17 protein-coding genes, 7 tRNA genes, 3 rRNA genes, 1 other RNA gene and 1 other annotated feature are annotated in these 25,722 nt (G+C 47.5%); of the genes, 23 read left to right on the top strand and 5 right to left on the bottom strand.

Features of this window, described 5'->3' with window-relative positions; genetic code table 11:
• Positions 1-62: 62 nt before the first annotated feature.
• The 6 genes from rplA to rpoC all read left to right on the top strand — a co-directional run bounded on the left by rplA (position 63) and on the right by rpoC (position 10,254).
• On the top strand, positions 63-752 hold the full coding sequence (gene rplA / locus ACKPBX_RS07370; protein WP_086628828.1) for a 50S ribosomal protein L1: 690 nt from the start codon (positions 63-65) through the stop codon (positions 750-752).
• A 39-nt stretch (positions 753-791) separates the two neighbouring features.
• Positions 792-918, top strand: a sequence feature (ribosomal protein L10 leader region).
• A 37-nt stretch (positions 919-955) separates the two neighbouring features.
• Entirely contained in the window at positions 956-1,456 is a 501-nt protein-coding gene (gene rplJ / locus ACKPBX_RS07365) for a 50S ribosomal protein L10 (protein WP_086628829.1), read from the top strand.
• 82 nt (positions 1,457-1,538) lie between these two features.
• Positions 1,539-1,904 carry a 50S ribosomal protein L7/L12 gene (gene rplL, locus ACKPBX_RS07360; protein WP_086628830.1) on the top strand — a complete coding sequence of 122 codons (366 nt, stop codon included), beginning with the start codon at positions 1,539-1,541 and terminating at the stop codon, positions 1,902-1,904.
• Between the two features lie 135 nt (positions 1,905-2,039).
• Positions 2,040-2,648: a class I SAM-dependent methyltransferase gene (locus ACKPBX_RS07355; RefSeq protein ID WP_319995010.1), complete on the top strand. Its 609-nt coding sequence runs from the start codon at positions 2,040-2,042 to the stop codon at positions 2,646-2,648.
• Positions 2,649-2,962: 314 nt separating this feature from the next.
• Complete coding sequence (gene rpoB, locus ACKPBX_RS07350) at positions 2,963-6,490, top strand: DNA-directed RNA polymerase subunit beta (protein ID WP_168173211.1); 3,528 nt, start codon at positions 2,963-2,965, stop codon at positions 6,488-6,490.
• 119 nt (positions 6,491-6,609) lie between these two features.
• Positions 6,610-10,254, top strand: coding sequence for a DNA-directed RNA polymerase subunit beta' (gene rpoC, locus ACKPBX_RS07345; protein ID WP_086628833.1), 3,645 nt, complete (start codon positions 6,610-6,612; stop codon positions 10,252-10,254).
• A gap of 281 nt (positions 10,255-10,535) precedes the next feature.
• Here the strand turns inward: rpoC and ACKPBX_RS07340 are convergent, their stop codons facing one another.
• A complete protein-coding gene (locus ACKPBX_RS07340; protein ID WP_319995009.1) occupies positions 10,536-11,273 on the bottom strand; it encodes a prepilin peptidase in 738 nt (245 codons plus the stop codon).
• Positions 11,274-11,785: 512 nt separating this feature from the next.
• On the opposite strand from ACKPBX_RS07340, the gene ACKPBX_RS07335 reads away from it, so the two are divergent.
• The 13 genes from ACKPBX_RS07335 (at position 11,786) to ACKPBX_RS07275 (ending at position 21,170) form a co-directional block, all read left to right on the top strand.
• A 16S ribosomal RNA gene (locus tag ACKPBX_RS07335) occupies positions 11,786-13,344 on the top strand.
• 210 nt (positions 13,345-13,554) lie between these two features.
• Positions 13,555-16,468: ribosomal RNA gene (locus tag ACKPBX_RS07330) — 23S ribosomal RNA — on the top strand.
• A gap of 92 nt (positions 16,469-16,560) precedes the next feature.
• Positions 16,561-16,676 (top strand): 5S ribosomal RNA (gene rrf, locus ACKPBX_RS07325).
• The 16S, 23S and 5S rRNA genes sit together here with 7 tRNA genes alongside, the layout of an rRNA operon.
• Positions 16,677-16,687: 11 nt before the next feature.
• Positions 16,688-16,760, top strand: a tRNA-Val gene (locus tag ACKPBX_RS07320).
• Positions 16,761-16,765: 5 nt separating this feature from the next.
• Positions 16,766-16,838: transfer RNA gene (locus ACKPBX_RS07315), tRNA-Lys, on the top strand.
• Between the two features lie 46 nt (positions 16,839-16,884).
• A tRNA-Thr gene (locus ACKPBX_RS07310) sits at positions 16,885-16,957 on the top strand.
• A gap of 9 nt (positions 16,958-16,966) precedes the next feature.
• Positions 16,967-17,038, top strand: a tRNA-Gly gene (locus ACKPBX_RS07305).
• 27 nt (positions 17,039-17,065) lie between these two features.
• Positions 17,066-17,151: transfer RNA gene (locus ACKPBX_RS07300), tRNA-Leu, on the top strand.
• A 5-nt stretch (positions 17,152-17,156) separates the two neighbouring features.
• A tRNA-Arg gene (locus ACKPBX_RS07295) sits at positions 17,157-17,230 on the top strand.
• Positions 17,231-17,249: 19 nt separating this feature from the next.
• Positions 17,250-17,323, top strand: a tRNA-Pro gene (locus ACKPBX_RS07290).
• A 436-nt stretch (positions 17,324-17,759) separates the two neighbouring features.
• Positions 17,760-18,221: a CtsR family transcriptional regulator gene (locus ACKPBX_RS07285; RefSeq protein ID WP_086630032.1), complete on the top strand. Its 462-nt coding sequence runs from the start codon at positions 17,760-17,762 to the stop codon at positions 18,219-18,221.
• Positions 18,222-18,247: 26 nt separating this feature from the next.
• Positions 18,248-20,734 (top strand): ATP-dependent Clp protease ATP-binding subunit, encoded by a 2,487-nt coding sequence (locus ACKPBX_RS07280; RefSeq protein WP_319995008.1) that lies wholly within the window; start codon positions 18,248-18,250, stop codon positions 20,732-20,734.
• 100 nt (positions 20,735-20,834) lie between these two features.
• Positions 20,835-21,170, top strand: a complete 336-nt coding sequence (locus tag ACKPBX_RS07275; protein ID WP_086630030.1) for a hypothetical protein — start codon at positions 20,835-20,837, stop codon at positions 21,168-21,170.
• A gap of 51 nt (positions 21,171-21,221) precedes the next feature.
• On the opposite strand, the gene ACKPBX_RS07270 is transcribed toward ACKPBX_RS07275, so the two are convergent.
• Complete coding sequence (locus tag ACKPBX_RS07270) at positions 21,222-22,121, bottom strand: helix-turn-helix domain-containing protein (protein WP_319995007.1); 900 nt, start codon at positions 22,119-22,121, stop codon at positions 21,222-21,224.
• A 205-nt stretch (positions 22,122-22,326) separates the two neighbouring features.
• On the opposite strand from ACKPBX_RS07270, the gene ACKPBX_RS07265 reads away from it, so the two are divergent.
• The 4 genes from ACKPBX_RS07265 to ACKPBX_RS07250 all read left to right on the top strand — a co-directional run bounded on the left by ACKPBX_RS07265 (position 22,327) and on the right by ACKPBX_RS07250 (position 24,616).
• Complete coding sequence (locus ACKPBX_RS07265) at positions 22,327-23,535, top strand: MFS transporter (RefSeq protein WP_086630028.1); 1,209 nt, start codon at positions 22,327-22,329, stop codon at positions 23,533-23,535.
• 21 nt (positions 23,536-23,556) lie between these two features.
• Positions 23,557-24,072 carry a tRNA adenosine(34) deaminase TadA gene (gene tadA, locus ACKPBX_RS07260; protein WP_086943007.1) on the top strand — a complete coding sequence of 172 codons (516 nt, stop codon included), beginning with the start codon at positions 23,557-23,559 and terminating at the stop codon, positions 24,070-24,072.
• 41 nt (positions 24,073-24,113) lie between these two features.
• Positions 24,114-24,200: signal recognition particle sRNA small type (gene ffs, locus ACKPBX_RS07255), an RNA gene on the top strand.
• A gap of 119 nt (positions 24,201-24,319) precedes the next feature.
• Complete coding sequence (locus ACKPBX_RS07250; protein ID WP_319995006.1) at positions 24,320-24,616, top strand: DUF1905 domain-containing protein; 297 nt, start codon at positions 24,320-24,322, stop codon at positions 24,614-24,616.
• A gap of 7 nt (positions 24,617-24,623) precedes the next feature.
• Here ACKPBX_RS07250 and ACKPBX_RS07245 read toward each other — a convergent pair whose 3' ends face one another.
• The 3 genes from ACKPBX_RS07245 to ACKPBX_RS07235 all read right to left on the bottom strand — a co-directional run bounded on the left by ACKPBX_RS07245 (position 24,624) and on the right by ACKPBX_RS07235 (position 25,697).
• Positions 24,624-24,785, bottom strand: coding sequence for a hypothetical protein (locus tag ACKPBX_RS07245; protein ID WP_319995005.1), 162 nt, complete (start codon positions 24,783-24,785; stop codon positions 24,624-24,626).
• Positions 24,786-24,916: 131 nt separating this feature from the next.
• Complete coding sequence (locus ACKPBX_RS07240) at positions 24,917-25,288, bottom strand: general stress protein (RefSeq protein WP_086630025.1); 372 nt, start codon at positions 25,286-25,288, stop codon at positions 24,917-24,919.
• 64 nt (positions 25,289-25,352) lie between these two features.
• Positions 25,353-25,697, bottom strand: a complete 345-nt coding sequence (locus ACKPBX_RS07235; RefSeq protein WP_319995004.1) for a general stress protein — start codon at positions 25,695-25,697, stop codon at positions 25,353-25,355.
• Positions 25,698-25,722: the final 25 nt, after the last annotated feature.

Below are 25,722 nucleotides of genomic sequence, written 5' to 3'. Positions count from 1 at the left end.
GGCGTTCTTGGCCACACGTGGGAGGTTAATCCGTTAAAACCACAATCTAGGAGGAAAATTCAATGGCTAAAAAAAGTAAAAAATTCCAAGATGCTGCCAAAAAAGTCGATTCTACTAAATCATATTCAGTAGAAGAAGCAGTAGCATTAGCGAAAGAAGTCGATTTTGCAAAATTCGACGCAACTGTTGAGGTCGCTTACCGTTTAGGGATCGACACTCGTAAAAATGACCAACAAATCCGTGGAGCAGTTGTGCTTCCAAACGGAACTGGTAAAACACAACGCGTTTTAGTGTTCGCTAAAGGCGAAAAAGCTAAAGAAGCTGAAGCTGCTGGTGCAGACTACGTAGGCGACGCTGACATGGTTCAAAAAATCCAAGGCGGATGGTTTGACTTTGACGTTGTTGTTGCAACTCCTGACATGATGGGTGAAGTTGGACGTTTGGGTCGTGTATTGGGACCTAAAGGCTTGATGCCAAACCCTAAAACAGGTACTGTAACAATGGACGTAACGAAAGCTATTGACGAAATCAAAGCTGGTAAAGTTACATACCGTGCTGACAAAGCTGGTAACATCCACGTTCCTATCGGTAAAGTATCATTCGACGATGCTAAATTGTTGGAAAACTTCCGTACGATCCACGATGTAATCGTGAAAGCTAAACCAGCAACTGCTAAAGGCCAATACGTTAAAAACGTAAGTGTAACAACTACATTTGGACCTGGCGTTAAAGTGGACGCAAGCTCTTTATAAAAAAACCTTGACCTGAACGACTATCTTTGGTATAGTCGTTGAGGTTAATATATGCTACCGAAGACAGCAGGGGGTGCGAGCCTTAATATACCTGCCGAGGAAGAATCCAATGAGATATTTATGGATCCTCTATGTCTAGGTGACATAGAGTTTTTTGTTTTTACAAGAAATTCTATCATAAAATCCAGGGGGTGAAATATAAGATGAGTGAAGCTGCTATTGCAAAAAAACAATTGTTGGTTGAAGAACTAACAACAAAAATCCAAGAATCCGCATCTGTAGTCGTTGTTGATTATTTAGGTCTTACTGTTGAACAGGTGACTGAATTAAGAAAACAATTGCGTGAAGCTGGCGTAGAAATGAAAGTTATCAAAAACTCTCTAATGGTACGTGCTGCTGTCGCTGCAGGTTTGGAAGGAATGGAAAGCATTTTCAAAGGACCTACTGCTGTTGCATTCAGTTCTGAAGATGTTGTTGCTCCAGCCAAAATCATGGCTGAATTCGCAAAAACTGCTGATAAACTAGAAATCAAAGGTGGTATCGTTGAAGGTAACGTTTCTTCTAAAGAAGAAATCGAAGCTTTGGCAAAACTACCAAACCGCGAAGGTATGCTTTCTATGTTACTTTCAGTACTACAAGCTCCAGTCCGCAACTTTGCGTTGGCTATTAAAGCTGTATCCGAGAAAGACGGCGAAGCTGCATAATCTGCAGTTCTGTTGAAGAATCAAACACAAGCTTCCATTCGGAGGCACAAAAAAACTTAAACCAAAAACGGAGGAACACAAAATGTCATTAAACATCGAAGCAATCATTGCTGACATCAAAGTAGCAACAGTTTTAGAATTAAACGACTTAGTAAAAGCTATCGAAGAAGAATTCGGCGTAACAGCTGCAGCTCCAGTAGCAGCAGCAGGTGCAGTAGCAGCAGCAGAAGAAGAGCAAACTGAATTCAACGTTGAATTAACTTCAGCTGGAGATTCAAAAATCAAAGTAATCAAAGTTGTACGTGAAGCTACAGGCCTAGGCTTGAAAGAAGCTAAAGCTTTAGTTGACGCTGCTCCTGGACTTATCAAGGAAGCTGTATCTAAAGAAGATGCTGAAGCATTGAAAGCTCAATTAGAAGAAGTTGGCGCTTCTGTAACAGTTAAATAATCTTTTTTCAAAAGATTGTTTCTACAGAAACACAATTCTTGATTGTGTAAATAGACTAGCCAGGATAAGCAATTATCCTGGCTTTTCTTATATTTTCCGTGCAGTATCGGACTTCCGTCAGAAGGAGTTGGAAATATGTCAAATCATTACTACACAAAGAACCCTGAAACCGAAAGCAAGGAAACTTCCTGGACGTTTCCATTGAGGGGTCGTGAATTCCGTTTCATCTCGGACAGCGGTGTCTTCTCCAAAAGAACGGTCGACTTTGGTTCGCGCTTATTGATCGAAAGCTTCCGCTTGAATGAGGAAGTGGCCGGGGATATCCTGGATGTCGGCTGCGGTTACGGTCCGATGGGGCTTGCGCTCGCGCATGCTTATCCTACCAGACTGGTGGAGATGGTGGACGTAAACGAGCGGGCTATGTCTTTGGCACGCAGAAATGCGGAAGCCAACAACATCCGCAATGTGAAAGTCTACGAATCGAATACCTACGATCAAGTACCCGAAGGAAGGCAATTCGCTGCAATCGTCAGCAATCCGCCAATCCGCGCCGGGAAACAGGTCGTCCATCGCATCCTGTCGGAAGCACACACGCATCTCTTGCCGGGTGGCACGCTGACTGTGGTCATCCAGAAGAAGCAAGGCGCGCCGAGTGCCGAGCAGAAAATGCTGGATGTCTTCGGTAACGTCGAAATCATCGCACGCGACAAAGGCTATTGGATCATCCAATCGGTCAAGGCTTGACACGCGTCCCGGATCGCTCCGGATGCGGGCGGAAGGCTGTTGACAAATGGAAGCCATGTGTGTAGAATAGTAAGGTAATATAGACGCATAAGATAATTCAGAAAACGCGACTGAAATATTGTCCAGACGCGCTTTTCGAGGCAGAAAACAAAAGAAAGAGTAATTTTCTCAGAAATTGCAACCTTCTTTTGGTTTTTTTTTGCCAAAAAAACGTTGCGGAATGTATATGTAACAAAAACGTAACACTTGTTGCGAAACTGCAACATAAGAGTGTGTTGTCGCTAAATGTCTAAATTTAAGTAGGGGTGAAGAAGTTGTTAGGGCATAATGAAAAATTCGGGAAACAACGTACCCGCAGAAGTTATTCGCGTATCAGTGAAGTGTTAGAGCTTCCTAACCTGATTGAGATTCAAACGGATTCTTATGAATGGTTCCTGGAAACCGGAATCAAAGAGATGTTCAAGGACATCACGCCGATTGAAGATCACACAGGGAACTTAGCATTGGAATTTGTCGACTATGAATTCCATGATCCAAAATACACTGTTTCAGAAGCACGTGCACATGATGCCAACTACTCGGCACCGATTTATGTAAAACTGCGTTTGATCAACAAAGAAACAGGCGAAATCAAAGACCAGGAAGTTTTCTTTGGTGACTTCCCATTAATGACAGACATGGGTACCTTCATCATCAACGGAGCGGAACGTGTTATCGTCTCCCAATTGGTTCGTTCTCCAGGCGTTTATTTCCATAAAAAGATGGATAAAAACGGAAAAGAAAGCTTCGGAAACACATTGATTCCTAACCGTGGCGCATGGTTGGAATATGAGACGGATGCGAAAGACATCTCTTACGTCCGTATCGACCGCACCAGAAAAATCCCGTTGACCGTTTTGGTCCGCGCATTGGGCTTCGGTTCGGATGATCAGATCCTTGAGATCTTCGGCGACCACGAAAGCTTACGTTTGACTATGGAAAAAGACGTGCATAAAAACGCATCGGACTCCAGAACAGAAGAAGCGTTGAAAGACGTCTACGAGAGACTTCGTCCGGGCGAACCGAAAACTGCAGACAGCTCGCGTAACTTGCTGAATGCCCGTTTCTTCGACCCAAGAAGATATGACATGGCTCCAGTTGGACGCTACAAAGTAAACAAAAAATTGAATGTCAAAACACGCTTGTACAACCAGATATTGGCTGAAACATTGGTCGATCCTGAAACAGGTGAAATCATCGCAGAAAAAGGGACCGAATTGGACCGCGGCATGATGGAACGCTTAACGCCTTATTTGGACAACGGCTTGAATCAAGTGACGTTGTATCCTTCTGATGATGGCGTTGTGACTGATCCGGTCGTTATGCAAGTAGTGAAAGTCTACTCTAAGAAAGACCCTGAAAAAGTCATCAACATCATCGGGAATTCTGAAATTGCTGACGATATTAAACATCTGACGACTGCCGACATCTTTGCTTCCATGAACTATTTCTTCAACCTTACTGAAGGATTGGGAACAACGGATGACATCGACCACTTGGGTAACAGACGTATCCGTTCAGTCGGAGAGTTGTTGCAGAACCAATTCCGTATCGGTTTGTCACGGATGGAGCGTGTCGTGCGCGAAAGAATGTCCATTCAGGATGTTTCTACCGTAACGCCGCAACAATTGATCAACATCCGCCCGGTAGTGGCTGCAATCAAAGAATTCTTTGGTTCATCCCAATTGTCACAGTTCATGGACCAAACGAATCCGTTGGGCGAATTGACGCACAAACGCCGTCTTTCTGCCTTAGGACCCGGCGGTTTGACGAGAGACCGTGCCGGATATGAAGTCCGAGACGTTCACTATTCCCACTATGGCCGTATGTGTCCGATCGAAACGCCTGAGGGCCCGAATATCGGACTGATCAACAGCTTGTCCAGTTATGCAAAAATCAACAAATATGGCTTCATCGAAACGCCTTACCGTCGTGTCGACTGGAACACGCATAAAGTTACCAATATCATCGACTACTTGACCGCTGACGAAGAAGATAACTTCACCGTTGCGCAAGCCAACTCGGTCCTATTGGAAGACGGAAGCTTCGCCAACAATATCGTCATGGCCCGTTATATCCATGACAACTTGGAAGTTCCGATCGAACGCGTCGATTACATGGACGTTTCTCCAAAACAAGTAGTTGCTGTCGCGACAGCCTGCATTCCGTTCTTGGAAAACGATGACTCCAACCGTGCTTTGATGGGTGCCAACATGCAACGTCAAGCTGTTCCATTGATCAACCCGCAAGCACCGTTTGTCGGTACCGGGATGGAGTACAAAGCCGCTCATGACTCAGGTGCAGCTCTGTTGTGCCAGAATGATGGTGTGGTTGAATACGTGGATGCCAAAGAAATCCGTGTCCGTCGCGACAATGGCGCTTTGGATAAATACGAAATCATCAAGTTCCAACGTTCCAACTCAGGAACTTGCTATAACCAACGTCCGATCGTAGCTTTGGGAGACCGTGTCGATGTCGGCGAGACATTAGCGGATGGCCCATCTATGGAAAAAGGCGAAATGGCCCTTGGACAGAACGTTTTGGTTGCCTTCATGACTTGGGAAGGTTACAACTATGAAGATGCTGTTATAATGAACGAACGTCTTGTCCGTGATGATGTGTACACTTCTATCCATATCGAAGAATACGAATCAGAAGCACGTGATACGAAACTTGGACCTGAAGAAATCACCCGCGAATTGCCTAACGTCGGCGAAGATGCTTTGAAAGATCTTGACGAGCGCGGCATCATCCGCGTCGGTGCGGAAGTTAAAGACGGGGATATCCTGGTCGGTAAAGTCACTCCTAAAGGGATGACGGAACTGTCTGCGGAAGAGCGTCTATTGCATGCCATCTTCGGTGAAAAAGCCCGCGAAGTGCGCGATACATCGCTACGTGTTCCTCACGGCGGCGGCGGTATCGTCCACGATGTTAAGATCTTTACACGTGAAGCAGGGGATGAACTGTCACCTGGCGTGAATCTGTTGGTGCGTGTCTACATCGTTCAAAAACGTAAGATCAACGAAGGGGATAAAATGGCCGGACGTCATGGTAACAAAGGGGTTGTATCCCGTATCATGCCTGAAGAAGATATGCCATACATGCCAGACGGCACTCCTGTTGACATCATGTTGAACCCTCTAGGGGTACCATCGCGTATGAACATCGGACAAGTATTGGAACTTCACTTAGGTATGGCTGCCCGTTCATTAGGCATCTATGTCGCATCTCCGGTATTCGATGGTGCGGATGAAGATGACGTTTGGGGTACTGTGGCTGAAGCCGGTATGGCGAACGATGCCAAAACAATCCTATATGATGGCCGTACAGGTCAACCATTCGATAACCGTGTATCAGTCGGCGTCATGTACTATCTGAAACTTTCCCACATGGTTGATGATAAATTGCATGCTCGTTCAACTGGACCATACTCTCTAGTTACACAACAGCCGTTGGGTGGTAAAGCTCAGTTCGGTGGACAACGTTTCGGAGAGATGGAAGTTTGGGCACTGGAAGCTTATGGTGCTGCCTATACATTGCAAGAAATCTTGACATACAAATCAGATGATGTTGTCGGTCGTGTGAAAACATACGAAGCGATCGTCAAAGGCGAAACAATTCCTCGTCCAGGTGTACCTGAATCATTCCGCGTATTGGTGAAAGAATTGCAAGCACTCGGATTGGATATGAAAGTGCTTGATGAAGCAGAAGAAGAAATCGAATTGCGCGACATGGATGAAGAAGACGATGTTGTGAATATGGAAAGATTAAATAAACAATCTGAAGCAATGAAGAGAGACTAATTCGTGTTCCCGGGCGCTGCTGAGGCGTTCGGGTGCATGTTTGATCAAAGCGCATTGCCTCGCGAGAAACGCAGATAGAGCATTTTGGGCAGCTCAAAGAATAAAGGGAGGTTGGCCCCTTGATAGACGTTAATAAATTTGAAAGTATGCAAATCTCTTTGGCTTCTCCTGATAAGATCCGTAGCTGGTCTTACGGGGAAGTTAAAAAACCAGAAACAATCAACTACAGAACACTGAAACCTGAAAAAGAAGGTTTGTTCTGCGAGAGAATTTTTGGACCGCAAAAGGACTGGAAATGTTCATGTGGTAAATACAATGGTATCCGTTACAAAGGGATCGTTTGCGATCGCTGTGGCGTTGAAGTAACCCGCGCTAAGGTCCGTCGTGAAAGAATGGGCCATATCGAATTGGCTGCTCCTGTAACCCATGTATGGTACTTCAAAGGGATTCCTAGCCGTATGGGACTTGTATTGGATATGAGCCCGCGCGCGTTGGAAGAAATCATTTACTTCGCTTCATACGTTGTCATCGAACCAGGTGACACTGTGTTGGAATCGAAACAGTTGCTGACGGAAAGAGAATACCGTGACAAACGGGCGCAATTCGGAAACAGTTTCCATGCGGCCATGGGTGCGGAAGCCATCAAGCAATTGCTTGATCGCGTCGATGTCGATACTGAATGTGAACAATTAAAAGAAGACTTGAAATCCGCGACTGGACAAAAACGTACGCGTGCAATCCGTCGTTTGGACATCTTGGATGCTTTCCGTTCTTCAGGAAACAAACCTAGCTGGATGATCATGGATGTAATCCCGGTTATCCCTCCAGATTTGCGTCCGATGGTTCAATTGGAAGGCGGCCGTTTCGCAACAAGTGACTTGAACGACCTTTACCGTCGTGTCATCAACCGTAACAACCGTCTGAAACGCTTGTTGGACTTGAACGCACCGAACATCATCGTTCAGAATGAAAAACGTATGCTGCAGGAAGCTGTCGATGCTTTGATCGATAACGGTCGTCGTGGCCGTCCTGTAACAGGACCAGGTAACCGTCCGTTGAAATCACTTTCGCACATGTTGAAAGGGAAACAAGGACGTTTCCGTCAAAACTTGCTGGGTAAACGTGTTGACTACTCCGGACGTTCCGTAATCGTAGTTGGACCTTTCCTGAAAATGTATCAATGCGGATTACCGAAAGAAATGGCGATCGAGTTGTTCAAACCGTTCTTGATGAAAGAATTGGTTGCCCGTGATATCGCAAGCAACATCAAAAATGCAAAACGCAAAATCGACCGCATGGACGATGATGTATGGGATGTATTGGAAGATGTCATCAGAGAACATCCAGTATTGCTGAACCGCGCACCGACGCTTCACCGTTTGGGTATCCAAGCGTTTGAACCGGTACTTGTCGAAGGTAAAGCAATCCGTCTTCACCCGTTGGTATGTGAAGCCTACAATGCCGATTTCGATGGTGACCAAATGGCCGTCCACGTACCGCTGGGCGAAGAAGCGCAAGCAGAAGCGCGTCTATTGATGCTGGCTGCACAGAACATCTTGAATCCAAAAGATGGTAAACCAGTCGTAACACCATCCCAGGATATGGTCTTGGGTAACTATTACCTGACTCTGGAAGAAATAAATAAAGTCGGCGAAGGAATGATCTTCTCCAATGCTGAAGAAGCTGGTCTGGCTTATGAAGGTGGCTTTGTCCATCTGCATACAAGAGTAGCAATCAGCACGAATTCGTTGCCTAAGAAACCATGGACAGAATGGCAAAGAGGCCGTCTGTTGGTCACGACAGTCGGTAAGATCTTCTTCAACGAAATCATGCCTGATGAATTCCCGTACCTGAATGAACCTACCCAATTCAACTTGGATGTTGCGACTCCGGATAAATATTTTGCCGAACCAGGTGAAGATATTCCTGCGTTCATCAAAAAACAAGAAATTGTTGGACCGTTCAAGAAGAAATACCTTGGAAACATCATTGCTGCCGTATTCAAGAAGTTCCAAGTAACGGAAACTTCGAAGATGCTGGACAAAATGAAGGACTTGGGTTATAAAATCTCGACTCGTGCAGGTATCACTGTAGGGATCGCCGATATTTTGGTATTGGAATCCAAAGCAGAGATCCTGGATAGAGCCCACAAAAAAGTCGATAACATCACGAAGCAATTCCGTCGTGGTCTGATCACTGATGATGAAAGATACACCAGCATCATCACAACCTGGAATATGGCGAAGGATGAAATCCAAGTCGAACTGATGAAGACATTGGGACAAGAAAACCCGATCTTCATGATGAGTGATTCCGGAGCCCGTGGTAACATCTCCAACTTTACGCAACTTGCCGGTATGCGTGGTCTGATGGCTGCTCCAAACGGTAAGATCATGGAATTGCCGATCACTTCGAACTTCCGTGAAGGACTAAGCGTTTTGGAAATGTTTATCTCTACCCATGGAGCTCGTAAAGGGATGACCGATACAGCCTTGAAGACAGCCGATTCAGGTTACCTGACTCGTCGTCTGGTTGACGTGGCGCAAGATGTCATCATCCGTGAAGACGATTGCGGAACCGATCGTGGTCTGATAGTCCGTTCCATCCGAGAAGGCAATGAAGTCATTGAGGACTTGGAAGAACGTCTGATTGGCCGTTATGCTCAAAAAACAGTTATCCATCCAGAGAACGGCAACGTTCTTGCTGTGCATAACCAATTGATCACAGAAGATATGGCGAAAGAAATCATTGATGCCGGTATCGAAGAAGTGACGATCCGTTCCGTGTTCACGTGCCACACGAGACACGGCGTCTGCAAACGTTGCTACGGCCGCAACTTGGCTACTGGTTCAAATGTTGAGGTTGGTGAAGCAGTCGGTACGATTGCTGCCCAATCCATCGGTGAGCCTGGTACTCAATTGACCATGCGTACATTCCATACGGGTGGGGTTGCCGGAGACGATATCACACAAGGTTTGCCGCGTATCCAAGAAATTTTTGAAGCGCGTAATCCGAAAGGACAAGCGATCATCACAGAAGTTACAGGGGAAGTTGTCTCCATCGATGAAAGTGCATCCGATCGTTCCAAAGAAGTAACAGTCAAAGGTATCACGGATACAAGAACGTATACCATCCCTTACACTGCACGTACGAAAGTGGCTGAAGGCGACATCGTTCACCGTGGTGATCCATTGACTGAAGGATCCATCGAGCCTAAGAGCTTGCTGCGCGTCCGCGACGTACTGTCTGTTGAGACTTACTTGCTGCGCGAAGTTCAGAAAGTATACCGTATGCAAGGGGTAGAAATCGGCGACAAGCATATCGAGGTTATGGTCCGTCAAATGTTGCGTAAAGTCCGCGTTATGGATCCGGGTTCAACAGATATCCTGCCAGGTACACTGATGGATATCTCAGATTTCGAAGACCGTAACCGTGCTGTCATCAACGCTGGGGAAGTTCCAGCAACAGCCCGTCCAGTTCTGTTGGGGATCACAAAAGCGTCCTTGGAAACAAACAGCTTCTTGTCTGCTGCTTCCTTCCAAGAAACGACTCGTGTCTTGACGGATGCTGCGATCCGCGGCAAGAAAGATTCCTTGTTGGGTCTTAAAGAGAATGTTATCATCGGTAAGATCATCCCTGCTGGTACAGGTATGGCCCGCTACCGTAAGATGGAGCCGAAAGCCGTCGAAGCCGAAAGTGAGAGCGTCTATAGCATCACTGACACAGCCGAAACTGGTTCAAACCTATCTGACTACAAAGCCTAAAAAGATGGACGCCCCGGAAAAGCAAATTGCTTTTCTAGGGCGTTTTTTTGTTTGGTGATGTACGTGTCGGGACTCGAGTTCGATTTTAGGGGCGGAATTCCCCGCCGAAATGGGTTTGGCGGAGAGTATCATGTTGTCCGCGGATGTTTTTCCCCGCCAAAATGGTTTCGGCGGGTTTTCTGACTGTGATTTGAACTGATTTTCCCTGCCAAAATGGTTTTGACGGGTTATTTCTGAGCGTAAATGCATTCCCCCTATAGAATCAAAGGGCTATCCGGGTGTTAACGAACCAATAGCAGTTGCGCAAAGTGCACCACGACAGCAGAAGCGGCGAGGAATGGCCCGAAAGGTAATCTGCGCTGCAGGGAGCTGCCTTTCGCCATGTGGGTGTGCAGAAAATAGGAGCCTGCGGAGAAACTGGCCAACAGGATGATGAACAGGGTGGGCTCCAACCCGAAAGCGAGGCTCAAGATCGAAAGCAGTTTGACATCGCCGCCCCCGATTCCGTCCGGAAGAGCGAGGCTTGTGAAAAACAACAAGGAAAAAATCACAAAGAGACTGATGAAGGCTGCCGGCCAATCCACAACCGGAAGCACGGCTTGGCGAAACAAGACACCGAACAGCAATAAGAGCTGGAAGCGATCGGGAATCAACAGATAGAGATAGTCGGCAATCGCTATGACCAGCAACAGTGAGAACACAAAGGCGAGAGCGACCAACTGCAGCACGTCTGTTGCGTAGAAATAATAGAGCAGACAGGCCACGAAACCGGAAATGATTTCCGAAGCGAAGTACAGCGCATCTATTTTTACAGCGCAGTACGCACACTTCCCGCGGTGGGACACGTAAGAAAAAATCGGAAAAAGATCTTTGGTCTGCAGCGTATGCTGACAATGGACGCAGTGGGAACGTGTGGTTGTGAAGTTTTCTTTGATGGGGATACGCGTTCCCAGGACGGTGAAGAAAGATCCGAAAATGGCTCCGAAATAAAAGATGGATATGTAAGCAACGATGGTCAAAACAATTCCTCCTTGACGAATAAACTGACTATAATATCCGCAACTAGTTTGTTGAATCTTTTTGTGTGCGGGTTTGGAAAACATTTGGAAGACCTTTTTGATAAATGTGCTATTTATTGTTGACAGGGCGTCCGTCGGATGGTAGACTGTTTAAGTTGTCAAATTAATCTTTTGTCCCGATGAAAAATAGTTGTTGACAGATGGTTATGGATTTGATAATATATAAGAGTTGCTACTGCAGTTCGAAAACGTTTAAAAATATCTTCAAAAAATATTTAAAAAGACGTTGACAACGAGCTGGTCAAGTGGTATTATAAATAAGCAATCACGTAACACGTGATACGCGATTGACCTTTGAAAACTGAATAAAGAATGAACGAACCAAATGTGCAAGGAGCTTAGACTTCGGTCGAAGCAAACGAAGACGATACGTAGTATCGCAAACATAAAGTCAGCAAGAAATTAAGAGCTATCAGCTTTTACATGTAGGATTTCTGTACAAGAGTCCACATTTACATGAGAGTTTGATCCTGGCTCAGGACGAACGCTGGCGGCGTGCCTAATACATGCAAGTCGAACGGTCTTTTCTATGGAAGCTTGCTTCCACTGAGAAGATAGTGGCGGACGGGTGAGTAACACGTGGGTAACCTGCCCATAAGAGGGGGATAACATCCGGAAACGGGTGCTAATACCGCATAGTTTTCTTGATCGCATGATTGAGAAAGGAAAGACGGCCTTTGTGCTGTCGCTTATGGATGGACCCGCGGCGTATTAGTTAGTTGGTGAGGTAATGGCTCACCAAGACGATGATACGTAGCCGACCTGAGAGGGTGATCGGCCACATTGGGACTGAGACACGGCCCAAACTCCTACGGGAGGCAGCAGTAGGGAATCTTCCGCAATGGACGAAAGTCTGACGGAGCAACGCCGCGTGAGTGAAGAAGGTTTTCGGATCGTAAAACTCTGTTGTCAGAGAAGAACAAGTTGGAGAGTAACTGCTCCAGCCTTGACGGTATCTGACCAGAAAGCCACGGCTAACTACGTGCCAGCAGCCGCGGTAATACGTAGGTGGCAAGCGTTGTCCGGATTTATTGGGCGTAAAGCGAGCGCAGGCGGTTCCTTAAGTCTGATGTGAAAGCCCACGGCTCAACCGTGGAAGGTCATTGGAAACTGGGGAACTTGAGTGCAGAAGAGGAGAGTGGAATTCCATGTGTAGCGGTGAAATGCGTAGATATATGGAGGAACACCAGTGGCGAAGGCGACTCTCTGGTCTGTAACTGACGCTGAGGCTCGAAAGCGTGGGGAGCAAACAGGATTAGATACCCTGGTAGTCCACGCCGTAAACGATGAGTGCTAAGTGTTGGAGGGTTTCCACCCTTCAGTGCTGCAGCTAACGCATTAAGCACTCCGCCTGGGGAGTACGGCCGCAAGGCTGAAACTCAAAGGAATTGACGGGGACCCGCACAAGCGGTGGAGCATGTGGTTTAATTCGAAGCAACGCGAAGAACCTTACCAGGTCTTGACATCCTTTGACAATCCTAGAGATAGGACTTTCCCTTCGGGGACAAAGTGACAGGTGGTGCATGGTTGTCGTCAGCTCGTGTCGTGAGATGTTGGGTTAAGTCCCGCAACGAGCGCAACCCCTATTGTTAGTTGCCAGCATTCAGTTGGGCACTCTAATGAGACTGCCGGTGACAAACCGGAGGAAGGTGGGGATGACGTCAAATCATCATGCCCCTTATGACCTGGGCTACACACGTGCTACAATGGATGGTACAACGAGCAGCAAGACCGCGAGGTCAAGCGAATCTCTTAAAGCCATTCTCAGTTCGGATTGCAGGCTGCAACTCGCCTGCATGAAGCCGGAATCGCTAGTAATCGCGGATCAGCACGCCGCGGTGAATACGTTCCCGGGTCTTGTACACACCGCCCGTCACACCACGAGAGTTTGTAACACCCGAAGTCGGTGAGGTAACCTTTTTGGAGCCAGCCGCCTAAGGTGGGACAGATGATTGGGGTGAAGTCGTAACAAGGTAGCCGTATCGGAAGGTGCGGCTGGATCACCTCCTTTCTAAGGAATATAATGGAATCCTTGCTTGGTTCAATCATTCTTTGTTCAGTTTTGAGAGATCAATCTCTCAAGCAAGAAAATTTGTTCTTTGAAAACTGAATACTACAAAAATAAAGTAAGAAACCTAAACATTTTACCGCGTTTTAAGTTAACTTAAATGAGTTTTTAACGAAATAAGTTAGCAAGCCAGCAATGGCGAGCTTAACCATAGGTTAAGTGAATAAGGGCGCACGGTGGATGCCTAGGCACTAGGAGCCGATGAAGGACGGGACTAACACCGATATGCTCCGGGGAGCTGTAAGTAAGCTTTGATCCGGAGATTTCCGAATGGGGCAACCCAATATCTTTGATAGGATATTACGTTACACTGAATACATAGGTGTATCGAGGAACACGCAGGGAACTGAAACATCTCATTACCTGCAGGAAGAGAAAGAAAATTCGATTCCCTTAGTAGCGGCGAGCGAAACGGGAAAAGCCCAAACCAAAGAGCTTGCTCTTTGGGGTTGTAGGACTGGGACATGAGACTGCAATGGATAGCAGAAGCCAACTGGAAAGTTGCGCAACATAGGGTAATAGCCCCGTATGCGAAATCCAAATCAGCTCTACCAGTATCCTGAGTACGGCGGAACACGAGAAATTCCGTCGGAATCCGGGAGGACCATCTCCCAAGGCTAAATACTCCCTAGTGACCGATAGTGAACCAGTACCGTGAGGGAAAGGTGAAAAGCACCCCGGAAGGGGAGTGAAACAGTACCTGAAACCGTGTGCCTACAAGTAGTCAAAGCCCGTTAATGGGTGATGGCGTACCTTTTGTAGAATGGACCGGCGAGTTACGATTTCATGCGAGGTTAAGTTGAAAAGACGGAGCCGCAGCGAAAGCGAGTCTGAATAGGGCGAATAAGTATGAGGTCGTAGACCCGAAACCAAGTGACCTACCCATGTCCAGGTTGAAGGTGCGGTAATACGCACTGGAGGACCGAACCCACGCACGTTGAAAAGTGCGGGGATGAGGTGTGGGTAGCGGAGAAATTCCAATCGAACTTGGAGATAGCTGGTTCTCTCCGAAATAGCTTTAGGGCTAGCCTCGGATATGCGAATCATGGAGGTAGAGCACTGTTTGGACTAGGGGCCCTTCTCGGGTTACCGAATTCAGATAAACTCCGAATGCCATTGATTTAGATCCGGGAGTCAGACTGCGAGTGATAAGATCCGTAGTCAAAAGGGAAACAGCCCAGACCACCAGCTAAGGTCCCAAAGTATCTGTTAAGTGGAAAAGGATGTGGGGTTGCACAGACAACTAGGATGTTGGCTCAGAAGCAGCCATCATTTAAAGAGTGCGTAATAGCTCACTAGTCGAGTGACCCTGCGCCGAAAATTTACCGGGGCTAAACAGATCACCGAAGCTGTGGATGGAACCTTCGGGTTCCGTGGTAGGAGAGCGTTCTAAGGGCATCGAAGCCAGATCGTGAGGACTGGTGGAGCGCTTAGAAGTGAGAATGCCGGTATGAGTAGCGCAAGACGGGTGAGAATCCCGTCCACCGAATAACTAAGGTTTCCTGGGGAAGGCTCGTCCTCCCAGGGTTAGTCGGGACCTAAGCTGAGGCCGATAGGCGTAGGCGATGGACAACAGGTTGATATTCCTGTACCAGTTGCTTTTGTTTGAGCGATGGAGGGACGCAGGAGGCTAAGGAATGCACACGATCGGAAATGTGTGTCCAAGCAACAAGTCTGAGAACGAGTGAAATGCTTTTTCTCTCAAGGACAAGTTGTGATGGGGAGCGAAATTTAGTAGCGAAGTTCCTGATGTCACACTGCCAAGAAAAGCTTCTAGTGAGAAAGTAACTGCCCGTACCGCAAACCGACACAGGTAGTTGAGGAGAGAATCCTAAGGTGTGCGAGAGAACTCTCGTTAAGGAACTCGGCAAAATGACCCCGTAACTTCGGGAGAAGGGGTGCTGACCGCAAGGTCAGCCGCAGTGAATAGGCCCAAGCGACTGTTTATCAAAAACACAGGTCTCTGCAAAATCGAAAGATGACGTATAGGGGCTGACGCCTGCCCGGTGCTGGAAGGTTAAGAGGAGAGGTTAGCGCAAGCGAAGCTTTGAATTGAAGCCCCAGTAAACGGCGGCCGTAACTATAACGGTCCTAAGGTAGCGAAATTCCTTGTCGGGTAAGTTCCGACCCGCACGAAAGGCGTAACGATTTGGGCACTGTCTCAACGAGAGACTCGGTGAAATTATAGTACCAGTGAAGATGCTGGTTACCCGCGACAGGACGGAAAGACCCCATGGAGCTTTACTGCAGTTTGATATTGCGTGTTTGTATCACATGTACAGGATAGGTAGGAGCCAATGATACCGGGACGCCAGTCTCGGAGGAGGCAACGGTGGGATACTACCCTTGTGATATGACCACTCTAACCCGCTGCTCTTAGCGAGCAGGGAGACAGTGTCAGACGGGCAGTTTGACTGGGGCGGTCGCCTCCAAAAATGTAACGGAGGCGCCCAAAGGTTCCCTCAGAATGGTTGGAAATCATTCGTAGAGTGTAAAGGCAGAAGGGAGCTTGACTGCGAGACCTACAAGTCGAGCAGGGACGAAAGTCGGGCTTAGTGATCCGGTGGTTCCGCATGGAAGGGCCATCGCTCAACGGATAAAAGCTACCCTGGGGATAACAGGCTTATCTCCCCCAAGAGTTCACATCGACGGGGAGGTTTGGCACCTCGATGTCGGCTCATCGCATCCTGGGGCTGTAGTCGGTCCCAAGGGTTGGGCTGTTCGCCCATTAAAGCGGTACGCGAGCTGGGTTCAGAACGTCGTGAGACAGTTCGGTCCCTATCCGTCGCGGGCGTTGGAAATTTGAGAGGAGCTGTCCTTAGTACGAGAGGACCGGGATGGACACACCGCTGGTGTACCAGTTGTTCTGCCAAGAGCATCGCTGGGTAGCTATGTGTGGACGGGATAAACGCTGAAAGCATCTAAGCGTGAAGCCCCCCTCAAGATGAGATTTCCCATCACTTTAAGTGAGTAAGACCCCTGAGAGATGATCAGGTAGATAGGTTGGGAGTGGAAGTACAGCGATGTATGGAGCGGACCAATACTAATCGGTCGAGGACTTAACCAATTTTTAAAAAGAAGAAAACTCAAGCGGTGTTTTCGGGTTCCCTTTAATTTTGTAGATTCAGTTTTGAGAGAACAACGTTCTCTTGAAAAATGTGCGGTGACGATGGCAAGAAGGTCACACCTGTTCCCATCTCGAACACAGAAGTTAAGCTTCTTAGCGCCGATTGTAGTGAAGGGTTTCCCTTTGTGAGAGTAGGACGTTGCCGCGCATTTATATTATGGAGGTTTAGCTCAGCTGGGAGAGCGTCTGCCTTACAAGCAGAATGTCGGCGGTTCGATCCCGTCAACCTCCATTCATGAGTTATTAGCTCAGTTGGTAGAGCATCTGACTTTTAATCAGAGGGTCGCAGGTTCGAGCCCTGCATAACTCATTCATCATTCTTGCGATAATGATGGAACAATTGAATATACCGAGACGCCGGCTTAGCTCAGTTGGTAGAGCATCTGATTTGTAATCAGAGGGTCGAGGGTTCAAATCCTTTAGCCGGCATCCAAAAATGCGGAAGTAGTTCAGTGGTAGAACATCACCTTGCCAAGGTGGGGGTCGCGGGTTCGAACCCCGTCTTCCGCTTTTTTTTATTTTAATGGCTATCTTTTAGCCGGGGTGGCGGAACTGGCAGACGCACAGGACTTAAAATCCTGCGGTGAGTGATCACCGTATCGGTTCGATTCCGATTCTCGGCACTTACGCACCCATAGCTCAATTGGATAGAGTACTTGACTACGAATCAAGCGGTTACAGGTTCGACTCCTGTTGGGTGCATTTTTCACATAATTATGACCGGGAAGTAGCTCAGCTTGGTAGAGCACTTGGTTTGGGACCAAGGGGTCGCAGGTTCGAATCCTGTCTTCCCGATAAATAAAAATAGACGCAGAAATCATTCCGATGGTTTCTGCGTCTATTTTTTTGTGTTAACGTTGGCCAGCTTCACGGGTTAGCCCTTCGGAAATTAGATAAATCGTACCTATTGCGCTCTACGATGCTCAGTCGGCACGATTTCCTAAATTTCTTTCAGGGCGGAACCAACCCGTTCAGCTTTTCTCATTGATATATTGCCGTTTTTTCCCTTTAAGTATATAATGAGGAACATTCCAAATAATTCTGTTGGAAATGTTTGGGGAATACGCTGTTGTAGAGGGAGTAGCAGGCAGTCTGGATGGGTTTCAGCTTTCTTGACTAGTTTGCCACAAACGTCCTCGGATAGCCCTTTCTGTTTGACAGTTATGTAGGAATAGCATAATATAAACATATAATAGTCAAAATTAGTCAGGGGAAGGGAGGCGTCCATTCCATGCATGGTCAGAACATGTCAGATATCATCGAAGCGTATATCAAAAAGATTCTGAATGCAGAAGAGCAGATTGAAATCAGACGGAACGAAATGGCAGATCGTTTTCATTGTGTACCTTCACAGATCAACTATGTCATCAATACCCGTTTTACGGAACAGCAAGGCTACTCGGTCGAAAGTAAACGCGGCGGAGGCGGCTATATACGCATCATGAAGGTGAAAATCCTGGATCAAGCGGAATTGTTGGATAAGCTGATCGCTATAGTAGGCGAAAGCATCAACCAGAAAGATGCGTTTGCGGTAACCCAAAATCTATACAGTCGCGGTATCATCACGAAACGCGAAGGAAACCTGATGTTGTCGGTATTGGATAAGTCACTTGCCCCATACACAGGCGAACACGAAGAAAGATTACGAGCCTTGCTGTTGAGGAATTTTTTGAACAGCTTGCGCTTTGAATAGATGAGCCCGTAGAGGAGGCGTTAAAAATGAATGAATTATTTACAGATAAAGCCAGCCAAGTATTGTTGTTGGCAACAGAAGAAGCGCACAAATTTAAGCATCAATCCATCGGAACGGAGCATATGCTTCTCGGACTAGTCCGGGAGCAAGAAGGCATTGCCGGAAAAGTGTTGCGTGGCTACGACATTGATGAGGAAGGAGTCCGCGAAGAGATTGTTCATCTGACCGGTTTCGGTCAAATGAATACGGAGGACTTCAACGCGCCGTTGCCATTTTCTCCTCGGGCTAAAAAAGTCATTATGTATGCGACAAATGAAGCGCACAAATTGGGGGTTCCTTTGGTAGGAACTGAACACCTTTTATTGGGCTTGTTGAAAGAAGAAATTCTGGCAGTCAAAATCATCAAAAACCTGCAGATCGATCCGAATTTGCTGCGTAAGTCTCTCTATGAGAAACTGGGCATCAAACAACCGACCAAACCGGATATGCGTTCAGCCAAAAAGACGGATAAAGTGGAAGAAGGAACGCCGACTTTGGATTCCTTGGCCCGCAATCTGACAGAATTGGCACGGGAAAACCGGATGGATCCGATTGTAGGACGCGACAAGGAAGTCCGCCGCATCATGCAGATCGTTTCCCGCAGAACGAAGAACAATCCAGTATTGGTAGGGGAACCGGGTGTCGGCAAGACCGCCATCGTGGAAGGTTTGGCACAGAAAATCGTGGCCGGAGATGTTCCGGATACATTGGCGAACAAACGTATCATGATGTTGGATATGGGTTCACTGGTTGCAGGTACGAAATACCGCGGTGAATTCGAGGAAAGAATGAAGAAGATCATCGACGAAATCTACAATGACGGCAATGTCATTCTGTTCATCGATGAGTTGCACACCTTGATTGGTGCAGGCGGAGCGGAAGGGGCAATCGATGCCTCCAATATCCTGAAACCGGCATTGGCAAGGGGCGAACTGCAGACAATCGGTGCCACCACCCTTGATGAGTACCAAAAATATATCGAAAAAGATGCGGCGTTGGAAAGACGTTTCGCACCTATCCATATCGATGAGCCCACACCTGAAGAATCGGTTGAGATCATGCGTGGCTTGCGTTCCCGTTACGAGGAGCACCATGGCGTGGAAATCACTGATGAGGCGCTGAAAGCAGCTGTCCAGTTATCCGTGCGCTACATCACTTCCAGAAGATTGCCGGATAAAGCGATCGATCTGATTGATGAATCCGCTGCGAAAGTCCGTTTGGATGTCACACACGGGGATACGCCAATCGGGAAAATCGAGTTGGAAATCGCGAAGTTGTCGAAAGACAAAGAGGAAGCTATCCTGAATCAAGACTTCGACAAAGCTGCCCGCATCCGCAAACGCGAAATGACGAAGAAGCAGAAATTCCAAAAAATGGTGGAACAACAAGCCCAAACAATCACGCACTACGATCTGAAAGTGACCGAAAACGACGTAGCCGAAGTGGTGGCTTTGTGGACCGGGATTCCGGTCAACCAGATGGAGCAGAAGGAAAGCGACCGTTTGATGAGGCTGGAAAAAGTGCTGCACGAACGCGTCATCGGCCAATCTGAGGCGGTAAGTGCAGTGGCCCGCGCAATCAGACGTGCACGTTCCGGATTGAAAGACCCAAATCGCCCAATCGGCTCGTTCCTATTCTTGGGTCCTACCGGTGTCGGCAAGACTGAGCTGGTGAAAACACTGGCTGAAGCGATGTTCGGGACAGAGGATGCCTTGGTTCGTTTGGACATGTCCGAATACATGGAAAAATACAGCACAAGTCGTCTGATCGGCTCCCCTCCCGGCTATGTCGGTTATGATGAAGGCGGCCAGTTGACGGAAAAAATCAGACAGAAACCCTACTCGGTCATTCTTCTCGACGAGATTGAAAAAGCCCATCCGGATGTCTTTAATATCCTCCTGCAAGTGCTCGATGACGGTCATTTGACAGATTCCAAAGGACGGAAGGTTGATTTCCGCAACACGATCTTGATCATGACTTCCAACTTGGGTGCAACGGCTTTGCGTGATGAAAAATCGGTCGGATTCGCGGCGAAAGATCTCAAGCATGATTATAAAGCGATGGAGAAACGCATCCGCGAAGAGCTGAAGAACAGCTTCCGTCCGGAGTTCCTGAACCGTATCGACGAAACAATCGTCTTCCACTCCTTGGAGAAAGACGAGTTGCATGAAATCGTCAAATTGATGGCGAACGGCATCGTGAAACGCTTGAAAGATCTCGATATCCATGTGCGCATCACGCCTGCAGCCATCGATGTCATCGCAAAAGCCGGTTTCGATCCGGAATACGGCGCACGTCCGATCAGACGCGCGATTCAAAAAGAGATCGAAGACAAGTTGAGTGAAGAAATGCTGAGCGGCTTGATCAAATTCGGCGATACCGTTACGATTGGTGCCCAAAAAGGCAGCATCCGGATCTCAGTGAAGCCCGCCAAGGCAGAAAATAAAGACAAAAAAGTGCCGGTAAATTCTTAAGAGCAGCAGGTCTTCAGTTGGGAGACAGTGTTATTGTTCGGTTATCGCTTCCGTTTGTGCTAAAATATAGTTACGGAAGTTAGAGGAGGGAACTAATAAAATGAAGAATTCTAAAAAGGCATTGTTGATCGGTTTGGGTGCTACAGCAGCGATTGCGGCAATTGCGGCGGCCTTGGCATACGAGGAAGAAGCAGTGGACAAGATCGGCTCCTATTTGAACCGTCAACGCATGAAGAACTTCGTGAAGGACCATCTGAAAGGCAGCCAAAAATTTTTGCGGGCAATCGAGGATTTGACGGATGATGAGATCGACGGCTTCTTGCGTGTGGTGGACAGAGCAGGCGATTGGAAAGAATCAGCAATGGACCTATTCTCTGATTTAAAGGACAAAGCTGGCGATGTAAAAGACAACGTAGGCGACAAGTTTCATAGATAAGAATTGAATAAGACTGCAGGAATAGGGTATAGCCCCATTTCTGCAGTCTTTTTAGTTGGTATGAGGAGCTGTTACTGCAGCGATGGCGAGGTAAGCCAAGGCCAGGTCGTCCATGCTCTTCAAGGCCAAGCCGGTCGCATTAAAAAAGCGATCGATCCGGTACTGAAGGGTGTTGCGGTGCAGATAAAGGTCGGCTGCCGCTTTCGACAGGTTTCCTTGGTTCTGCCACATGGCTGTGATCAGTTCGTGTGTGCCGTCGATGGAACCGATCGTGGCCTGCAAGGCTTGCAGCACCGGATTTTGGGTTCCTGCTTCCGAAATGAAATAAGGAAGCGCGATGGCGGCAAGCGTTATGATCTTGCTGCCTTTGGCGAGCGTTCGGCTGGCCGCGAATATTTTCCTTTCCTCCTCGAAAAGGAGCGGCAGGCGGGCGTCGACAGGCCAGCGTTGGCCCAGATACAACTCGGTCCGCAAGCTGAAGTCGTCATCCAGAATATCAAGCACCGCCGCCAATTCCTCATCGATGCAGTAGGGTTCCGGGCTGTCGAGAATGAAGACACCGCTTTTGCCGTTCAAAAAGAAGCATTCGCGGACAAGCGGCAATGTCTGGCTGAAGGCATCGATCCACAGTGTCTGATCGAAAGACCCGGCGTCCTCTTCCCGGTACGAGAGTCTGAATTGGAGCAGTTGGGTCTGCGCCAGTCCGATCGGAATTTCGGTCGTCTGGCCTAACAGAAACTGGGCCCAAGGATTCTTCGGGATGTCGGATGTCGTCGGGGCCTCATTGAGCAGCAACTGCTTCAAAAGAGCTTTTTCGCGTCCGCTCAGCGTGTGTTCAGGTATATGCAGCCATTTGTTCTGGAAAGGCAGCGTGAAGTAAGCGGGCCCGAGACTGGCCGCGGTCGTTATCTTGGCTTCAGGGAATAATTGTTGGAGTTCGTTCTGATTCAAACTGTCACCTCATTTATGGGCTGGTTGTTTTGGCTTTGAAAGGCTTTTCATTCATTTTATCATTATTATCATTAATTTGCTAAAAAAATATGAAAATATGCTATGATTAAGCAAGGATTGATTTTCAACATAGACATAATGCCTGATTATCTTTTTTACGCTAAAATAGTAATGGCTTCATATAGACAGGGAGGAAATATAAAGGATGTTCAGTTTGCTTTTGGCAATCATTTATTTTGCGTTTATCAGTTTGGGTCTGCCGGATGCGTTGTTGGGTTCTGCTTGGCCGACGATGTACCGTGAATTCAGCGTGCCGGTTTCTTATGCAGGAGGCATTGCGATGATTATCGCGGCAGGAACCATAGTTTCAAGTTTACAAAGTGATCGCCTTACCCGCAGGTTCGGGACAGGGAAAGTGACCGCAATCAGTGTGGCCTTGACGGCAACTGCTTTATTCGGTTTTTCAATGAGTCATTCCTTTTGGATGCTTTGTTTGTGGGCCATCCCGTACGGACTCGGTGCAGGTGGAGTGGACGCGTCATTGAACAATTACGTCGCTTTGCATTATTCCAGCAGGCATATGAGCTGGCTGCACTGCATGTGGGGAGTCGGAGCCTCGCTGGGGCCGTACGTGTTGACATACGCTTTGAACGGTGGAAATCGTTGGAATATGGGCTACAATTATATCGCGTTTATTCAAGTCGCTTTGACAGCCATGCTCTTATTCAGCTTGCCGCACTGGGAAAAGAAGCGTGCTCCTCTTTCGCAAGGAGAAAACAGGGAGCAGGGATTGAATGGGAAGGCTCTTTCTTTGCAGCAGATCATCAGAATTCCTGGAGCGAAGGAGATCATGATCACATTCTTCTGCTACTGTGCGTTAGAGCAGACGGCAGCACTTTGGGCAAGTAGCTACCTTGTCCTGCACAGAGGCTTGTCCGCAGAAACGGCTGCTGGTTTTGCGAGTCTGTTCTTTATCGGGATTACTGTCGGGCGGGCCATCAGTGGTTTTCTGACCATGCGGTTCAATGATGCCTCCATGATCCGTTTGGGGCAAGTTTTGATAGTGGCAGGTGTATTGGCCTTGATGCTGCCATTCGGTGAAATGACTGCGCTTCTGGGGCTTATGTTGGTTGGTCTGGGTTGTGCGCCTATTTATCCGTGCATCATCCATTCCACACCTGATTTATTCGGTGCGGATCGATCTCAAGCGATCATTGGTGTGCAGATGGCAGCGGCTTATGTGGGGATTTTGGTGATGCCGCCCGTATTCGGTTTGATTGCTGACCATATCACTGTTTCGCTATTCCCCATTTATCTCGGCGTTATCTTATTTGTTATGATCATGATGCACGAGGCCTTACTTAAGAAAAAACAAGCAAGCGAAGTTTTGCTTAACGTGATTGAAGAACCATAATAAGGGACGAGGTTGTGGAAGATGGATGAGTTGAAGGAAGAGTATATGCGGGAAGCCATCAAGGAGGCGGAAAAAGCTGCGGCCATAGGGGAAGTGCCGATCGGAGCGGTGATCGTCTGGAAGGGTGAAATCATCGGGCGCGGGCACAATGAACGCGAAGTGACGAATGATGCGACGACGCATGCGGAAATGACTGCGATCCGGCAGGCCAATGCGTTCAAACAAAATTGGCGGCTTGAGGAAGCGGAGCTCTATGTGACGCTGGAGCCATGCCCGATGTGCTGTGGTGCCATCCTGTTGTCACGAATCAAGAAAGTCTATTACGGCGCATCCGACCTGAAAGGCGGGACGGCGGGCACTTTGATGAACCTGCTTCAGGATGAACGCTTCAACCATCAGAGCGAGGTGGAACGCGGTGTACTGGAGGAAGAATGCCGGACGCTGCTGCAGGATTTTTTCCGGGCGCTGCGCAAAGAACGCAAGGAAAACAGCCGCAAGCATCTCCGCGAACATATGCAGGAAGAAAATAAAGGCTAGCTTTTTCTTTTTGGCTATGGTATGATAAGAAATGCCGAAAGGCCTTATGGCAATGGCGATCTTATGAATTGAGTCAGATCCGGAAGGAAGCAGCTATAAGTAGGTATCGCCATGTGCTGTAAGTTATTATAACTTATACAAAGAAGCAGGAAAAACCGTCCAACGGTTCTCCTGCTTCTTTTTTGAATCGAATCATTTCGAAATTTCATTCAATATTCACCGCTGATAATGGAAGGGGAAAAAGACTTTGGAAGAGAAAATAGTGGATAACAAAGAAGTTGAACTCAAATATGTATCCGGCAAAGGTGCTTGGACCTATCATATTGAAGTTCCGGACACAAAACAAATCAATGGACCGTGGGGAAGCATCAAAGTCAAGGGAACCATCGACGGCTATGACTTTGGGGTGATGAACCTGATGCCGCTGCGGGATAAAAATGCAATCATGTCCGTCAATGCCAAAATCCGTAATTCAATCGGCAAGGGTGGCGGGGATGCGGTAGTGGTGACAATGTGGCTGTTGGATGCTGAGGAGCATATGTAGTAGGCTATCAGTTCCTGTTGCGGTAATTTTTGATCAGGCTTCGTATTGCTGGAAAGGCTATTGCGGCAATGACTATGGAAATCACGATATCGTGCGTCAACAAGGTAATGCCCAGCATGATTAAAGAAGCTGCGAAAAGGGTATAGACATTCACTTTTTCTGCATCCATTTGTTTCCTCCTGCATCCAGATTTTGAATAGGAAATAGATTTTATTGTTTAGTTCAATTTTATCATAGCATGCAAAAAGGTCCAGGATACTTAAAACACGTATCCTGGGCCTTTTCGTTATCCCGTAGTTTTTAATTCTCGCTTACGATGATCAAAATATTCCCTTCCTCCAATTCGGAGAAGTAGCCCTGCATTTTGCGCTCCTGCTCTTCTTCCTGTTCCGGTGACAACTGCGGATAAGGATGCTGAGGGGAGGGCTCGTAAAGGGCCTCCTCATCGAAGGACGGGTAGAGCGGGGCGAGATCCTTCCAGCCGGAATTCTCATCGTGTCCTGTTTCGCTGATGACTTCAATACCTGTTTTTTTAGCCAACCGCTCTTTTTTATCCGGTGAGTTGGTCACCAACAGGAGATCGGTTTCATTGTGTCCTTTCTCGAGCAAGCCTTTGACGGCTGTTTCCACAGCTTCGACGGTTGCGTACGAACCTGCCACAAATTTTGACATATCACATCAGTCCTTTCATTTTTCATGGTTTACAGAGCTGCTTGATGAGTCGAGCAGAAAACTGTTATTCGTCTGCTTCCTTCGTAATGATGACGATGCTGCCGCTTTCAATGGCAGCGATGCGGTCCGCAATAAAATCCATGCCTTTGGGGAAAGTCCCGGTCTTTTTTTGGAAATATTCGTATTGCTTTAGGTTGAACAGATTGTTGACCTTTTCCAGCAACGAATGGCTGGAGAAAATCGCACTGTCCGCACCGCGAAGGTCCCAATTCTCCAAGATGGCTTCTTGGCTTGCATTGTTCGTCACCAAGGTGATCTGCTCTTTCGTATAGCCTTTTTTATGCAGTTCCTCTACAGCCCTTTTACACTCTTCAATGGAATGGACGCTGGTCTGGATGGTATAAGTCATGATAATGTCCTCCTTCTCAAGAGAA

Source organism: Trichococcus shcherbakoviae (assembly GCF_963666195.1).
GTDB lineage: Bacteria > Bacillota > Bacilli > Lactobacillales > Aerococcaceae > Trichococcus > Trichococcus shcherbakoviae.
Note: the sequence above shows the minus strand (reverse complement) of the source record. Positions and strands in the feature narration are given on the sequence as shown.